This window comes from Craterilacuibacter sp. (genome assembly GCF_051659485.1).
Classification (GTDB): domain Bacteria; phylum Pseudomonadota; class Gammaproteobacteria; order Burkholderiales; family Chromobacteriaceae; genus Craterilacuibacter.
This window is the reverse complement of the sequence record NZ_JBOFOO010000152.1, coordinates 1-1,208: the sequence shown is the minus strand read 5'-3', so window position 1 is coordinate 1,208 and position 1,208 is coordinate 1. Positions and strand designations below refer to the sequence as shown.

Below are 1,208 nucleotides of genomic sequence, written 5' to 3'. Positions count from 1 at the left end.
GCATGTCCAGCATATTGCGGTGGGCACTTCGCTCGCGGTGATGGTGTTTACCAGCCTTTCCAGCGTGCGCGCCCACCAGCAACGGGGCGCGGTCGACTGGCGTATCGTCAAGAGCATGGCTCCAGCCATGGTACTGGGCACGCTGGCCGGCAGTATGATTGCCGGCTGGATTCCGGGGCGCGAGCTGCGCTGGTTCTTCGTGATCTACGCCTATGTGATCGGCCTGCAGATGTATCTGGGGGCCAAGCCGCCGGCTAGCCGCGCCTTGCCGGGTGTGGCCGGGCAATGGAGTACCGGTGGCGTGATCGGCGTGATTTCCAGCTGGGTCGGCATCGGTGGCGGCTCGATGAGCGTGCCGTTTATGAGCTGGTGCAATGTACCGGTGCATACCGCTATCGCGACCAGCGCCGCGCTGGGCTGGCCGATTGCCGTGTCCGGCGCCATCGGTTATTTGCTGAGCGGCTGGGGTCAGGCCGGCTTGCCGTGGGGTTCGGCCGGTTTCATCTATCTGCCGGCGATGCTGGTGCTGATGCTGATGACGGTGTTGCTGGCGCCGATAGGCGCGCGTGCCGCACATAAATTGCCGGTCCCCAAGCTGAAGAAGGCGTTTGCGCTATTGATGGCGGTGATGGCGACCGAGATGCTGTGGACGCTGCTGCGCTGAGACGGCGTGCCCGCGCGTGCGTTTATCCGTGCCATGACATGTGAAATGAATTAGAATCCCGCCCGGCTGCATCGCGTAGCCGGATGGAATACGGCGGCTTATTGACCGCCCCCCTTGCCAGTCCTGGTGACTGGATTTTTATTGTCCGGGCGTGCCGCCCGGGCCGGATGTATGCGGCGTATTGCCCGCAGCACACAAGAGAACACTATGCACGCTAACAATCTGCTGGCAGGGCTACTGCTGGGCGCCAGCCTGTTTGTCCACGCCGACGAAGCCATTCTCAAGGTTTCCGCTATTCCGGATGAAGCACCGACCGAGCTGCAGCGCAAATTTGCCCCCTTGGGTGCCTATCTGGAAAAAGAGCTGGGGATGAAGGTCCAGTTTATTCCGGTGACCGATTACGCCTCGGTCGTGACCGCGCTCAATAGCGACAAGATCGATCTGGCCTGGCTGGGCGGCTTTACCTTTGTGCAAGCCAGCCAGCGCGGCAAGGTGGTGCCGCTGGTGCAGCGCGAGGAAGACACCCGTTTTACCTCCAAATATA

The 1,208-nt window shown here is 61.8% G+C and carries 2 protein-coding genes; both read left to right on the top strand.

From position 1 onward, the window contains the following. Positions 1-664: sulfite exporter TauE/SafE family protein (locus ACRC1E_RS05240; protein ID WP_438514055.1), on the top strand; the 664-nt coding region annotated here is incomplete at its 5' end. Positions 665-871: 207 nt separating this feature from the next. Beyond that, the coding region (locus ACRC1E_RS05235; protein WP_438514054.1) for a PhnD/SsuA/transferrin family substrate-binding protein at positions 872-1,208 on the top strand (337 nt) is incomplete at its 3' end.